The following is a 13693-nucleotide window of genomic DNA, read 5'->3' as shown; positions in this document are numbered from 1 at the left end:
TTATCCGCCTTTTTCGGTCGGCGACGCGCTTGCCGGCATGACTTTGACCCGCGTGCCGGGGCGCGCGGTCAGTTGTCCTTCGGTGACCACGCGTTCGCCCGGGCGCAGCCCGCCGGTGACCAGCCAGTTGGGGCCGAATGTCGTCGCGGTGGTCACGGCGCGGGTCTCGATTACATCGCCCTTGCCGACGATGAGCACGACCGGATTGCCGCGCTGATCGCGGGTGACTGCCGCTTGCGGTACGAGGATACCGCCCCGGACCATGCCTTGCGTCAGTCGGGCCTTGACGAACAGGCCCGGCAGGAGATCGCCGCGCGGATTGGGCACGGTCACGCGCAAGGTTACCGTGCCGGTCTGTTCGTTTACATCGATGTCGGCAAAATCGAGTTGGCCGGTGCCGGGCCACTCGGTGCCGTCGGACAGCACGATGTGTACCGGGGCCGAGCCGGCGCTGGTTAACTGGCCGGATTCGAGCGAATGGCGCAAGGCGATGAAATCGGCGCTCGATTGCTGGATGTCGACCCAGATCGGATCGAGCCGCTGGATCTTGGCCAGGGCCGTCGGCTGGTCGCTGGTGACGAGTGCGCCGCGAGTCACGCTCGATTGCCCGATCCGTCCGCTGATCGGGGCGATGATCCGCGTAAAGCCGAGATTGATGCGCGCGGCATCGAGCGCGGCGCGCGCAGCGGCGACTTGCGCGCGCGATTGTTGCCAGCTCGCCTCGGCATCGGCGGCGTCCTGCTTGCTGATCCCGCCGGTCGCGGACAGCGTGCGATAGCGTTCGGCCTTGAGCCGGTTTGCTTCGACCGCGGCCTGCGCATTGGCGAGCGCGGCGCGCGCCTGCGCATCGGTTGCGGCATAAGGCCGGGGATCGACCTGATAGAGCGCCTGACCTTTTTCGACCTGGCTGCCTTCGGTGAACAGGCGCGCGGTGATCAGCCCCGAGACTTGCGGGCGCACTTCGGCGGTTTCCGAAGGCATCGTGCGCCCGGTCAGTTCGGTCATCAGCGGGATCGCGCCGGCCTGCGTCACGATGACGCCGACTTTGGGCAGAGGCGGCGTCGGGGCCGGCTGGCCGCCGCATGAAGACAGCAGGGCCGCGGCAAGGGCAATCGCGGCGGCAGAAGGAAACGATCGGCGCAAAGTCAGGCCTTCAATGGTTGTTCGGCCGCGATCGCCTGCCGACCTTAGCTCGTTCGGCGGGTTAGCCACCGAACGGGTATCGATCTACACCTTTGTTTTGCCCGATGGGCCGCTTGCCGAATTTCCGTGTGGAAGAGCGGCTTGCCGTTAGCGCGCGGCGAACAGCATCCGGCCGGGGCCGAGTCGGTCGAGCACGGTGGCGATTTCGTTGGCGCTGACGGCAAAGCAGCCCTGGCTGCGGCCGATCCGGCCATATTGTGCAGCGAAATCGGACCCGACATAGCTGGCAGCGTGAATGACGATGCCGCGCACTTCGGCCTGATCGTTGTCGGGGTCGAGCCCGATCAGGCGACGCGACCGGCCATGCTTGCCGAAATAGGTCTCGCCGACGACGAAGCTGCCGCTCGACGAGGCTTCGGAGCCCAGCCGGTTTGAAAAACGTTCGGCCCAGCCGCTGTTTGCAGGGTCCGAGCCCCGGCCATGTGCGACCAGATGGCTCGACACCACGCGCCCGCCTGCGACATCGACAATGTGCAGCCGCGGGATGCGCGAAGGGACCGAGAAATCGACCAGCCCGACCAGGCTGCGATCGGGGATGCGACCGGCATGGGTGTCGAGCGCGGCGAGTGCGCGGGGCAATAGCGAAGGGGCGGGGTCGCCGACGACAGCATCGGGCGTCATCGTTTCGGGCGGCAACATCGGCCAGGGCGACCAGGCGCGCGAATCAGCACCTGCCGCAGCAGGCGTGATCGCGGCGAGAGCGCCGCGTGGCAAAAGGACGGTGGCTGCGGTCCCGGCAAAAGCCCCGAGGAACCGGCGCCTGCCGACATTCATCGTGCAAAACCCCGTGGTTATCGACCCGCCGGGTCTGTGCCCGCATCCGCCCGGCAGGGCGGATAGAGGTGCGCAAAGGTCCGGCAATTGGCTGCCTCTCTACCATCCCGTGGTGCGCAATGGCCAGCTTTTGCGTCGATCCTTGCGATAAAACGTGCAATCCGTGCCGCAAGGCGTTGATTTGCGGCACGCCTGACGCAGCGAACCGGGGTCGGCCAACGCCAATCCCGGTTGCTTTGTGTTGCGATGCAGCAGGCGAAAGTGCCGATCAGGCGGTGGGCAAGTCGCCAAACGATCCGGCCACGGCGACGTTTGCGACCGGATTGCGCGTGCTCGGCACTTCGCGTTCGCGCAGCGGTTCGGGCAGGCGATCGGGGCTGTCCTTGCGGCCGATGGCGATCGCCGCCTCGATGCGGAAATCGTCGGGTACGCCGAAGTCTGCGCGCGCCTTGGCGAAATCGACCCCGGTCATGCCATGCGCATGATAGCCGAGCGCGGTCGCCTGCAGCGCGAGCAAGGCCCAGGCGGCGCCCGCGTCAAAGCTGTGGCTGTGATTGGGATTCGCGCCGCCCGGGCCGCGCATCAGCGTGTCGGAGACGATATAGATCAGCGCCCCGGCATCCTTGGCCCAGCCCGCGTTGAACGGGATCAGCGGGGCCAGAAAGCGGTCCCAGTTGGCATCGCCATGCGTTGCGTGGAGGAAGCGCCAGGGCTGATAATTGTAGGCCGAAGGCGCCAGCGTTGCGGCTTCGAGAATCACCGCGAGGTCGGCTGCGGGCAGGGCCGTGCCGTCAAAAGCGCGCGGCGACCAGCGCTCGACAATCAGGGGAACAATGCGGGGGTCGGCGGTGCGTTCGGTCATTTTGTGCTCCGTGAGGTGTGGTGCGCAGCCTTAGCCGGTGTCGGCCGCAACAAAAATCGCGATAAACTCGATGGCTTTATTTGGAAAACTTGAAAAGTGGGCGCGATTCACGCGGCGCGGGCGTTGGGCGCGATCAGGCGTTCGTATGTGTCGAACAGTTCGCGGAAATGGTCGTCCATCGTGCGTGGCGGGGGGATGTCGGCGCTGGGGCCGGCGACTCCCGCTTCGCGGCCGATGCAATATTCCGTGATCGCTTCGGCGGCGGCGGCGGTATCGGCCGATTTGTAGATCCATCCGCCGCAGGCGCGCGCCTGATCGGCAGCGCCGCCTTCATCGGGCACGATCAGCGGCAGGCCGCTGGCCCGCGCTTCGGCGGCGACCATGCAGAAGGTTTCCGCTTCGCAACCATGGAGCAGGGCATCGGCGCTGGCCATGACTCGCGCGAGTTCATGGCGATCGGTGATCGGGGCGAGGATGCGCACATGAGGATTGCCGCCGATGCGCCGCTCGATCGTCTTGAGATCGCGGCCCTGACCGACCAGCACCAGCCCCACCGGATTGCGCGCGCCCGCAGCGGCGACGGCGTCGACCAGCATCGGCCAGCGCTTTTCCGGAGCAAAGCGTCCGACGCCGACCAGCAGCGTTGCCTCTTCGGGCAGCTCGCACAAGTCCAGCAGGCCCTTGCGCAGGGCCGGATCGCGAAACTGCGGCGAAAACACGCCCGGATCGACCCCCATCGGGTTGGTCACCACGCGCTTCAGCCCTCCAGCGGTCAATCGCGCCGACAGCCCCGGACTGGCCGAGATGATCAGGTCATAGACTTCATCGAGCTTGCGCAAATGGCGCCAATAGCGGTCGAACAGTCCGTCGATGGTGTCGCGCGTCGCCACCGGGTCAAGCCAGCGATAGGCATAGGCGGACAAGGGATCGGCATGCATGATCAGCGAGCGCGGCGCGGCGCCCGGCCATTCGGCAATGATGCTGGCGCTGCGCCAGGGTGACGAGGCCTCGACAAAATCGGGGTTTTCACGGTCGAGCGCGGCATAGAGCGCGGGCACGTCGCTGAAATAGCGGTAATTGAAATCGAGCGGAAAGACCGTCGATTTCAGCCAGATGATCCGCGCATTGGGGCCGCGTTCCTCGACTTCGTCACGCGCGCCCGGCGCAATGACCACGACTTCGTGGCCCATGGCTGCGCCCGCCTTGAGCTTGCGGTCGACATACGTGCGTACGCCGCCGCCCTTTGGGGCATAAAAGGCGCAGACATCGACGAGTTTCATCGGCTGCCCGCGATCGGCCCGAACGAGAAGCCGTTACGGTAATTCATCACGACCCGCAGCGATGTGACACCGGCGCCGACATTGACGGCGACCGCGTCCGCCCTTGGCTTCGACCAGCCCAGCCGCGGATTGTTGGAAAACCCGACGCCGTCGCGTTGCCAGTTGAAGCGGTGATTTGAATCGCGGTCATGCAGGACCATCACGGCAATCCGTCCGGGGCCGGGCAGATGCACGCAGACATGCGGATTGTGTTCGCTCGGCACCGCGCCTTCGACACGGCGAAAGGTCTTGCCGGCCATCAGCAGGATGTTGTCATCGGCAAGGAAATCCCCTTCGGTGCCGGGATAGACTTCGACCTTGAGCTTGCCGACGCGATCCTTGAGCCCTGCGATCTCGACGATCAGCTCGGTGCCGGCCTCGCCCGGACGGCACTGCGCCTCGGCGGTGCCGAGGTCGGGATTGGAGGGGATAAAGGCCGCTGTCAGCATCACGAGCATGGCTGGCAGCAGCAGCAGTCGGATCATGCGTTGCGTTCCCTTTGCACCAAGTCGAGCAGCAACATCGCTATGAAAACGGCAATATGGATAGCCGTTATGAACAGGGCAATAACCGTGATCATTTCATGAGTCTTGTCGACAGGTCCGCCCAGCAGCGCCAGCGCCCCGGCAAAGGCGATTTCCTGATTGGGAATCAGCGGCAGGCGCGTGACCAGCAGCCGCCCGGTCGACAGGATCAGCCAGGACGACAGCGGCACGGCCGGCAGCATCAGGCTCCACAACACGGCGGTCAGCACGGTGTTGACCAGCAGGCGGACCATGTGCACGCCCAGCACGAACAGCAAGTCCGGCCGCGGCAGGCTGAGCAGGCGATTGCGGAACAGCGTGATGGCAAGGCCGGTGATCAGCATGATCGCGATCGACCATTGCAATTCGGTGCCATTGATGCCGAAACCGAATTTCGTGACATAAGGCCAGGCCATGGCCAGCATGAGCAATGTCATCGCATAGCCCGCGATGGCCGACAGGATCGCCACGTCCTTGACCGCGCCGAATGGAGAGCCTTCCATTTTCACATGGCGGCGCGCCCAGTCGTAGAAATAGACTTCGCCGACATAGCTGAGCAGGATCTGGTTGCCGATCATCTTCTTGACCAGCGGAAAGATCCCTTCGACCGGAATCTTCCAGAGCTTGCGGAAGATCACCCAGTCGCCGATCGGGCCGCTGAGGTAATTGATGCCCAGCACGATCCAGATCCACGGCGATGTCGGGATGAACGTGATCAGCGTGCGCCAGTCGAGCGCGTGGACCTGCCACAGCGCCCCGCCCAGAATGGCGATCGAGATGACCGGGCCGATCAGCGCGGCCAGCCGACGCCAGCCCGAGGTCGGATTCGACTGCGGAAGCGCGACCGGTATGGGTTCTGCTGCGATGGGATCGTTCACCGGCGCGATCCTTCCGGAGCCGCGAGGTTCGCAGCCGGGTCGGTGGCGATCCCCACGGCGGCCCTGGCAGGAATGATCATGGTCGTGCGTTGCTCCGTCTGGCATGCCGGGAGTCCCCATCCCCAGGCCATCGCGTCGCGTTTAGGCAGCTTGATGCCGCTGGTCCAGTCGCCACGCGAAATATCCGCCGCACGCGCCATCATGCGAGCAGCTCGGCATAACGCGCGGGCCGGTGCGACGCGGCAAAGCGCGCCAGCGTCGCGTCGATCGAGCCGAGCAGAGCGGGCACGGTGACATCGCCGGGATGGACCGCAACGCGCAAGGTCGGCAGCACCGGCAGCGCGCGCCGGGCCAGTGCGGCAAACCACAGCGACGAACGGATACGCCCCGGGCTGCGGCTGGCCCAGGTCACTACCGGGCCGCGCGAGAGCACGCGTCGGCTGCCCGGTTCCCAGACTTTCATGTGATCTTCGGCCAGCGCAAAGCCGATGTCGTCCAGCGCGGCAAGCGCGCCCGGCCCATAGAGCCAGGCTGGCGCGATGAAGCCTGCGACCGGTTTGCCGAGAATGTCTTCGAGCAGCGCCTTGCCTTCGCGCATGCGCCGCGTCGCTTCCGTTTGCGACAGGCTGAGGAATTCGCCCTCGCCGGCGGTCATGTGCTTGCCCTTGAAGCCCGACAGCCCGCTTTGCGCCGGGGTTTCGTCGCGATGGCACCAGCCGTGCAGGAACATTTCGATGCCCTGATCCGCCCAGTGACGCAGTCGGGCATGGAATGCCGCGTTGCCCGCGATCGGCGCTTCGCGCCAATGGTCGGGGATCACCAGCATGGCAAAGTTCGCGCCCCCGAGGTGGCGCTGCAGCCGGTCGGCCAGCGCGTCGACGGCGCTTTCCGAGCGCGGCGAGACATCGTGAATCGACACCAGCAAGCGCCGGCTCGCACCGGGTTTGTCAAAAGGTTTGACAGCCGCGCGTCCGGCGGACGGGGCAAGGGATGGCGGGGTCGCGGTCATGTCATGGCCATTCGGGGGGCCGGACTGTCGCAACCCATCTCACTTTGCAACGAAAATGTGCAAGACCGATGCAACCGCCTGACGCCTGTACGCGGCGTTCTGCCGCCTGGGCTATTGTCTACTTAAAAAGTTGAAATATTCTTTGCCGGTGACCGTACGGCTTCCGAGTCGACCGGCACACATTCCATGGCGAAAGGCTGTGACATGGCCAACCTGAACATTGACCATACGACGTCGACGAGGGCCGATCGGGAGGGGATCCCCGATATTCTCATGGTTCCGGGGCTGGGCAACAGCGGGCCGGGGCATTGGCAGACGATCTGGGAGCAGACGCTGCCCCGTGCGCGACGAGTCGATCTCGGGCTGTGGGACGATCCCCATCGCAACACCTGGGTTGGCAAGCTGGCGCTGGCGATCGGTCGTGCCGAGCGGCCGGTGGTCCTCGTGGCGCATTCGCTGGGGTGCCATGTCATTGCCTGGTGGGCCGAATATGAGGCGGCGTTCCATGCGCATGTGCGCGCGGGAGAGCCATGCCCGGTGATCGGCGCGCTGTTGGTGGCGCCGCCCGATGTCGAAGAGCGCCCGCTGGACCGCCGGTTGACCCGGTTTGCCCCGTTGCCGCCATCGCCTTTGCCGTTTCCCTCGATCGTCGCGGCCAGCCGCGATGACCCCTATCTCGGCCTGTCGCAGGCGCGCCAGATGGCGCAGCGGTGGGGCGCGCGCTTTGTCGATGCGGGCGCGATCGGCCATGTCAACGCGCGCTCCGGCATCGGCGAATGGGCGCATGGCCTGTCGCTGTTGCAGCAGCTTTCGCCGTTGTCGGTGCCGCCGATGATGACCGCAGGGGCGGCGGCTGGCGACACGCCCGTGGCGATCATGCCGCAGGAAGCGCCGCTGCTGCGTTGGGAATGACCGCCGGGATTGTGCGGTCGATGGCATAGCCATCGCCATCGGCCGTGCGCCAGGCAAACCCGGCATTGTCGGGTGCGTCCCAATCGGCGGCGGTCATCGGCGTGCCGGCGAGAGTCAGCCAGGCGCCGTCTTCGGGGAACAGCGCGCGCGCCGGGTGATGCGCGGCGCGCCAGGCGGCGAGCGTGGCGACATGATCTTCCAGCGCGGTGTCGCGATGGGCCCAATCGATCCAGGTCAGCGGGTTGTCCTGCGCATAGGCGTTGTTGTTGCCATGCTGGCTGCGCCCGAATTCGTCGCCAGCGGTCAGCATGATCGTCCCCGTCGAGGCAAACAGCGTGCCCAGCATGGCGCGGGCGAACGCGGCGCGGCGGGCGAGGACAGCGGCGTCGTGGCTCGGCCCTTCGACGCCGTTGTTCCAGCTGAAATTCTCGCCGTGGCCGTCACGGTTGTCTTCGCCGTTTGCCTGATTGTGGCGATGCACATAGGCGAGCGTGTCGGCGAGCGTGAAGCCGTCATGCGCGGCGAGGAAATTGACCGAGCGGCACGGAACATGGGCGCAAGGCCCGAACAGGTCCGACGATCCGGCCATGCGCCGGGCGAGCAGGCCGACCCCTGAGTCGCCGCGCCAGAACCGCCGCACGTCGTCGCGCCAGCGGTCGTTCCATTCGAGCCAGTTCGCCGGAAACTGCCCGAGCTGATACCCGCCGGGGCCGATGTCCCATGGTTCGGCGATCAGCACCCGGTCGCGCAAGGCGGGATCGGCGGCGATTTCGGCAAAGATCGGGGCGTCGGCGGCAAAGCCGGGGCCGCGCGCCATGACCGGGGCGAGGTCAAAGCGGAATCCGTCGACACCCGCATGACGCACGAAATGGCGCAAGGTATCGAGCACCAGCGCGCGGACCGCCGGATTGGCAAAGTCGAGCGTGTTGCCGCAGCCGGTGTCATTGATCAGCGAGCCGTCGTCCGCATGGGCATAGGCCGCATTGTCGAGCCCGCGCAATGACAGCACCGGGCCGTGTTCGTCGCTTTCGCCGGTATGGTTGAACACCAGATCGAGAAGGACCCCGATCCCTTCGGCTCTGAGCGCGGCAACCGTGGCGGCGAGTTCGGCCACACCGCCGGGACACAGGCGCGGATCGAGCGCCATAGGCACGACCGGATTGTAGCCCCAGGCATTGGCAAGGCCGAGCGGGGGCAAGTGGCGCTCGTCGATCCAGGCGACGATCGGCATCAGTTCGATGGCGGCGACATGCAGTTTTTTGAGATGCGCGATGATCGCCGGATGCGCCAGCGCCGCAATCGTGCCGCGCAGCGCCTCGGGCACAGCCGGGTGAAGCATGGTCAGGCCGCGCACATTGACTTCATAGATCAGCCCGCCGGGGGTAAACAGCGGCGGGGCAGGGGGCGCTTCGGGCAGGGCACCGGGGGGCAGGACGCCAGGGACCAGCGCGCGCGGCACCCATGGCGCGGTGTCGACGCCATGCTGCGCGAGCGCAGGGTTCTGCCGAAACGGACGATCGAGCTCGACCGCGTGCGGATCGACCAACAGCTTGGCCGGATCGAACCACAGCCCTTGTTCGGGTGCCCACGGCCCTTGCGCACGAAAGCCGTAAGCCGCGCCCGCAAGATCGCCGGGCACATCGACGATCCAGTCATCATCGCTGCGCGCCATCGGCACGCGGCGCTCCGCATCGTCGGCAAACAGGCACAGCCACACCGCCTCGGCACGCGGGGCTCGTACCTGGAACCGGGTCGAGCCCGGCCCGGATACTGCGGTCATGTGATCACGCTGGGCTGCGTGCGACCGGTGTGGCGCGCAATCCCGGCGAGCGTTTCGGCCGCCGCGATCAGGTCGGCCAGCATGACGCCGGTATCGCGATCGAGCGCGCCGTCCGCCGGTTCATAGCGTTCGAGATAGACGCGCAGCGTCGCGCCTTCGGTGCCGGTGCCCGACAGGCGAAACACGATGCGCGATCCGCCTTCGAACAGAATGCGCAGGCCCTGTTTGGCGCTGATCGAGCCGTCGACCGGGTCGAGATAGGAAAAGCTGTCGGCGACGGCGACGGTCAACGGGCCCGGCACGGTGCCGGGCAGGTCGGGCAGGCTCGCCGTCAGCTCGGCGATCAGCGCATCGGCAGCCTCGGTCGGCAGCGCCTCGTAATCGTGGCGCGCGTAATAGTTGCGGCCATAAGTCGCCCAATGTTCGCGGGCGATCTCATCGACGCTGATCCGTCGCACGCTGAGGATATTCAGCCACAGCAACACGGCCCACAGCCCGTCCTTTTCGCGGACGTGGTCTGACCCGGTGCCTGCGCTTTCCTCGCCGCAGATCGTCGCCATGCCGGCGTCGAGCAGATTGCCGAAGAATTTCCAGCCGGTCGGCGTTTCGTAGCAGGGTATGCCCAGAGCCGCAGCGACGCGATCCGCCGCCGCGCTCGTCGGCATCGAGCGGGCAATGCCCTTGAGCCCCGCCGCATAGCCGGGCGCCAGATGGGCATTGGCCGCGAGCATGGCGAGGCTGTCCGACGGGGTGATGAAACGACCGCGCCCGACGATCAGGTTGCGATCGCCATCGCCATCCGAGGCCGCACCGAAATCGGGGGCCTCGGGGCCGAACATCGTGTCGAACAGGTCTTTGGCATGGACCATGTTGGGGTCGGGGTGGTGCCCGCCGAAATCTTCGAGCGGGACGCCGTTTTTCACGGTGCCCGCCGGAAAGCCGAGCCGACGTTCGAGAATCTCGATGCCATAAGGGCCGGTCACCGCGCTCATCGCATCGAATGTCATGGTCAGCCCGTTGGCAACCGCCGCGCGGATCGCCGCAAAGTCGAACAGTGTCTCCATCAGGTCGGCATAATCGGCCACCGGATCGATCACGCTGACGACCAGGCCTTCGATCCGCGTATCGCCCAACGTATCGAGATCGACATCGTCGGCTTTGACAGTCAGCCAGCGGTCGATCGTTTGCGTGCGGGCATAGATCGCCTCGGTCACGCTTTCGGGCGCGGGGCCGCCGTTGGCGATGTTGTACTTGATGCCGAAATCTTCATCGGGCCCGCCGGGATTGTGGCTGGCCGAGAGGATAAGGCCCCCGCTCGCGCCGTATTTGCGAATGATGTGGCTGGCGGCAGGGGTCGACAGGATGCCGCCGCGCCCGACCAGCACGCGGCCATAGCCATTGGCGGCGGCGATACGGATCGCGGCCTGGATCACGGTGCGGTTGTGATAGCGTCCGTCGCCGCCGATCGCCAATGTGGCGCCCGGCGCGCGTTCGACCACGTCGAACACCGACTGGATGAAATTTTCGGCATAATTGGGCTGCGCAAACACGCGCACTTTCTTGCGCAGGCCCGACGTTCCGGGTTTTTGCCCCGCAAATGGCGTGCTCGGGACGGTAACGATCATCGGGCCTCCACCAGACTGGCATAGAGGTCGGCATAGGCCTTGCCGCTGCGACCCCACGAGAAATCGGACTTCATCCCGGCGCGCTGGACCTGTTGCCAGACGCGGGGATCGCGATACAGCTCACCCGTGCGGTCGATCGCTTCGACCAGCGCGTTATGAGTCACCGCGTTGAATTGAATGCCGGTGGCGCAGCCGGTGGCCAGCGCGGCCAGATTGGCATCGATCACCGTGTCGGCCAGCCCCCCCGTGCGCGCCACGACCGGCACGCACCCGTAGGCGAGGCCATACAACTGGGTCAGCCCGCACGGCTCGAAGCGGCTGGGCACGAGAATCGCATCGCCGCCGCCCTGCATGCGGTGCGACAGGTTTTCATCATAGCCGATGCGCACGCCGATGCGCCGGGGATGGCGCCCGGCTGCCGCCACGAACCCCGCCTCAAGCGCGCGGTCGCCCGATCCCAGCAGCGCGAGCCGTGCGCCCGAGGCGACGAGGTGGTCGAGCACGTGGAGCAGTTCGTCCATGCCCTTTTGCCAGGTCAGCCGGCTGATCACCACGAACAGCGGGCCGGTCCCCGGTTCGAGGTCGAATTCGGCTTCGAGCGCGGTCTTGTTGGCGGCGCGACGGGCGAGCGTGCGCGCGGTAAACGGACTGGCGAGCGCAAGATCGTCGGCGGGATTCCATTCGCGGCTGTCGATACCGTTGACAATGCCGTGGACGTGGCCCGCGCGCGCGCGGATCAGCCCTTCGAGCCCCATGCCGAATTCTGCGGTGCGGATCTCGCGCGCATAGGTCGGGCTGACCGTGGTGATGGCCCAGGCGGATTCGAGCCCGGCTTTGAGAAACCCGACGCCGCCGTGGTATTCGACACCATGGATCGACCAGGCCGCATCGGGCAGGCCAAGCCGGGGGAACAGTGCGGCGGGATAGTGCCCCTGAAACGCCATGTTGTGAATGGTTATGACGCTCGGCGGGGCATCGCCCGCCGGGGCAAAGCGCAAATAGGCAGGCACAAGCGCGGCCTGCCAGTCATGGGCATGGGCCAAGTCGAACGTCATGCCCGGCACCGCGCCGCAGGCGACATCGGCAGCCGCGCGGGCAAAGGCGGCAAAGCGCAGCCCGTTGTCCGCCCAGTCGCGCCCCGTGCCATCGACATAGGGCCCGCCGTCACGCCCGAACAGGCCCGGCGCATCGAGCACCAGCAGCGGATGATCGCCGATCGTGCCCGCGATCAGCCGCGCCGGTTCGCCGATCAGCGAGGGCCATGCGTGAACATGTTTTACCCGGCCCGCCTTTTCATGGCCCAGCGCAGCCATGACGGCCGGGTAACCGGGCAGCATCGTGGTCATCGCCACGCCATGATCGGCAACTGCCGCGGGCAAGGCGCCGACGACATCGGCGAGCCCGCCGGTCTTGATCAGCGGCACCGCTTCGGAAGCGATCGACAGCACCCGGATGGTCATGGCATTCCTTCGCAATTCTCCCCGGATCGGCCTCCCCGGATCGGGGCGGCGCGGAGGATGGGGGCTGTTCAGCGTTCTTCGACAATGCGCTCGATCATCGATTTGGTGATCAGGCATACCCCGTTTTCGGTACGGCGGAAACGACGTGCGTCGAGTTCGGGATCTTCGCCGACGACCAGTCCTTCGGGAATGCGCACGCCCGAATCGAGGATCACCCGTTTCAGCCGCGCGTGACGCCCGATGTTGCAATAGGGCAGGATCACCGCCTCTTCGACCGAGGACCACGACCCCATCTTGACCCCGGTAAACAGCATGCTGCGCCGCGCGAGCGCGCCCGAGACGATGCAATCCTGGCTGATCAGCGAGGAGATCGCCATGCCGCGCCGACCATCCTCGTCATGGACGAACTTGGCCGGGGCCGCGATGATCTGATCGGTCCAGATCGGCCAGTTGCGGTCGTACATGTTGAGATGGGGGACCGTGTCGGTCAGGTCGAGATTGGCATCGAAATAGGCGTCGAGCGTGCCGACGTCGCGCCAGTATTCGCCGGTCTGTTCGGACGCGCGCACGCAGCTGTCGGTAAAGCGATGGGCGACCGCTTTGCCGTGCCGGACGATATAGGGGATGATGTCGTTGCCGAAATCGCGGCTCGATCCCGGCGTTTCGGCATCGCGGCGCAATTGTTCGAACAGGAACTTCGTCTCGAAGACATAGATCCCCATCGAGGCGAGGCTGTGCGCCGCATCGCCCGGAATGGTCGGCGGATCGGCCGGTTTTTCGACAAAGGCGGTGATCTGGCTGTCTTCGTCGACAGCCATCACGCCAAACCCGGACGCTTCCTTCTTGTCCACCACGAGGCAGCCGATGGTGACATCCGCGCCCGAATTGACGTGCTGTTGCAGCATCAATTCGTAGTCCATCTTGTAGATGTGATCGCCCGCCAGAATGACCATGTATTTGGGCGCATGGCTTTCGATGATGTCGATGTTCTGAAACACCGCATCGGCCGTGCCTTCATACCACAACAGCTCTGAAATGCGCTGCGAGGCGGGCAGGATGTCAAAGCTTTCGTTGCGCTCCGGACGCATGAAATTCCACGCGCGGTTCATGTGGCGGATCAGCGAATGCGCCTTGTACTGCGTGGCCACGCCGATGCGGCGAATGCCCGAATTGAGCGCATTCGACAGGGCAAAATCGATGATCCGGCTGACCCCGCCGAAATAGACCGCCGGCTTGGCGCGATTGTCGGTCAATTCCTTCAATCGGCTGCCGCGCCCGCCGGCAAGTACATAAGCCATGGCGTCGCGCGCCAGCGGCTGTCCAATTGTCCTGTCCCTCATCCCCACC

12 protein-coding genes are annotated in these 13693 nt (G+C 65.9%); 1 reads left to right on the top strand and 11 read right to left on the bottom strand.

Translation table 11 applies throughout. The features are described from left to right. The 7 genes from AQZ50_RS14135 to AQZ50_RS14100 all read right to left on the bottom strand — a co-directional run bounded on the left by AQZ50_RS14135 (window position 1) and on the right by AQZ50_RS14100 (window position 6569). Window positions 1–1143 carry an efflux RND transporter periplasmic adaptor subunit gene (locus AQZ50_RS14135; protein WP_067747116.1) on the bottom strand — a complete coding sequence of 381 codons (1143 nt, stop codon included), beginning with the start codon at window positions 1141–1143 and terminating at the stop codon, window positions 1–3. A 147-nt stretch (window positions 1144–1290) separates the two neighbouring features. Then, on the bottom strand, window positions 1291–1977 hold the full coding sequence (locus AQZ50_RS14130; RefSeq protein WP_067747115.1) for a murein L,D-transpeptidase catalytic domain family protein: 687 nt from the start codon (window positions 1975–1977) through the stop codon (window positions 1291–1293). 268 nt (window positions 1978–2245) lie between these two features. Further along, window positions 2246–2839 carry a nitroreductase family protein gene (locus AQZ50_RS14125; protein ID WP_067747114.1) on the bottom strand — a complete coding sequence of 198 codons (594 nt, stop codon included), beginning with the start codon at window positions 2837–2839 and terminating at the stop codon, window positions 2246–2248. A gap of 107 nt (window positions 2840–2946) precedes the next feature. After that, on the bottom strand, window positions 2947–4119 hold the full coding sequence (locus AQZ50_RS14120) for a glycosyltransferase (protein ID WP_067747113.1): 1173 nt from the start codon (window positions 4117–4119) through the stop codon (window positions 2947–2949). Beyond that, window positions 4116–4643 carry a DUF2141 domain-containing protein gene (locus AQZ50_RS14115; RefSeq protein ID WP_067747112.1) on the bottom strand — a complete coding sequence of 176 codons (528 nt, stop codon included), beginning with the start codon at window positions 4641–4643 and terminating at the stop codon, window positions 4116–4118. Before AQZ50_RS14115 ends, AQZ50_RS14120 begins: the two co-directional genes overlap by 4 nt. Then, window positions 4640–5560, bottom strand: coding sequence for a hypothetical protein (locus tag AQZ50_RS14110; RefSeq protein WP_067747111.1), 921 nt, complete (start codon window positions 5558–5560; stop codon window positions 4640–4642). The genes AQZ50_RS14115 and AQZ50_RS14110 overlap by 4 nt, the downstream gene beginning before the upstream one ends. Before the next feature lie 199 nt (window positions 5561–5759). Beyond that, a complete protein-coding gene (locus AQZ50_RS14100) occupies window positions 5760–6569 on the bottom strand; it encodes a DUF2334 domain-containing protein (RefSeq protein WP_082703661.1) in 810 nt (269 codons plus the stop codon). 204 nt (window positions 6570–6773) lie between these two features. On the opposite strand from AQZ50_RS14100, the gene AQZ50_RS14095 reads away from it, so the two are divergent. Beyond that, a complete protein-coding gene (locus AQZ50_RS14095) occupies window positions 6774–7481 on the top strand; it encodes an RBBP9/YdeN family alpha/beta hydrolase (RefSeq protein ID WP_067747109.1) in 708 nt (235 codons plus the stop codon). Here AQZ50_RS14095 and glgX read toward each other — a convergent pair. From glgX to glgC, 4 genes are all read right to left on the bottom strand, one after another. After that, complete coding sequence (gene glgX, locus AQZ50_RS14090; protein ID WP_067747108.1) at window positions 7444–9261, bottom strand: glycogen debranching protein GlgX; 1818 nt, start codon at window positions 9259–9261, stop codon at window positions 7444–7446. The two genes, AQZ50_RS14095 and glgX, sit on opposite strands and share 38 nt — an antisense overlap. Further along, window positions 9258–10886, bottom strand: a complete 1629-nt coding sequence (locus tag AQZ50_RS14085) for an alpha-D-glucose phosphate-specific phosphoglucomutase (RefSeq protein WP_067747107.1) — start codon at window positions 10884–10886, stop codon at window positions 9258–9260. Before AQZ50_RS14085 ends, glgX begins: the two co-directional genes overlap by 4 nt. Further along, entirely contained in the window at window positions 10883–12346 is a 1464-nt protein-coding gene (gene glgA, locus AQZ50_RS14080) for a glycogen synthase GlgA (protein ID WP_067747106.1), read from the bottom strand. The genes AQZ50_RS14085 and glgA overlap by 4 nt, the downstream gene beginning before the upstream one ends. Window positions 12347–12414: 68 nt before the next feature. Further along, window positions 12415–13686 (bottom strand): glucose-1-phosphate adenylyltransferase, encoded by a 1272-nt coding sequence (glgC, locus tag AQZ50_RS14075; protein ID WP_067747105.1) that lies wholly within the window; start codon window positions 13684–13686, stop codon window positions 12415–12417. Window positions 13687–13693 lie beyond the last annotated feature (7 nt).

It is taken from the genome of Novosphingobium sp. Fuku2-ISO-50, assembly GCF_001519055.1.
GTDB lineage: Bacteria > Pseudomonadota > Alphaproteobacteria > Sphingomonadales > Sphingomonadaceae > Novosphingobium.
This window is presented reverse-complemented; position numbering and strand designations above follow the sequence as displayed.

Excerpts from the sequence above, each read along its gene's own strand:
- AQZ50_RS14115 (WP_067747112.1), bottom strand. The coding sequence starts at position 4,643 with ATGATCCGACTGCTGCTGCTGCCAGCCATGCTCGTGATGCTGACAGCG.
- AQZ50_RS14095 (WP_067747109.1), top strand. The coding sequence starts at position 6,774 with ATGGCCAACCTGAACATTGACCATACGACGTCGACGAGGGCCGATCGG.
- AQZ50_RS14125 (WP_067747114.1), bottom strand. The coding sequence starts at position 2,839 with ATGACCGAACGCACCGCCGACCCCCGCATTGTTCCCCTGATTGTCGAG.
- AQZ50_RS14130 (WP_067747115.1), bottom strand. The coding sequence starts at position 1,977 with ATGAATGTCGGCAGGCGCCGGTTCCTCGGGGCTTTTGCCGGGACCGCA.
- AQZ50_RS14100 (WP_082703661.1), bottom strand. The coding sequence starts at position 6,569 with ATGACCGCGACCCCGCCATCCCTTGCCCCGTCCGCCGGACGCGCGGCT.
- AQZ50_RS14085 (WP_067747107.1), bottom strand. The coding sequence starts at position 10,886 with ATGATCGTTACCGTCCCGAGCACGCCATTTGCGGGGCAAAAACCCGGA.
- glgC (WP_067747105.1), bottom strand. The coding sequence starts at position 13,686 with ATGAGGGACAGGACAATTGGACAGCCGCTGGCGCGCGACGCCATGGCT.
- AQZ50_RS14120 (WP_067747113.1), bottom strand. The coding sequence starts at position 4,119 with ATGAAACTCGTCGATGTCTGCGCCTTTTATGCCCCAAAGGGCGGCGGC.
- glgX (WP_067747108.1), bottom strand. The coding sequence starts at position 9,261 with ATGACCGCAGTATCCGGGCCGGGCTCGACCCGGTTCCAGGTACGAGCC.
- glgA (WP_067747106.1), bottom strand. The coding sequence starts at position 12,346 with ATGACCATCCGGGTGCTGTCGATCGCTTCCGAAGCGGTGCCGCTGATC.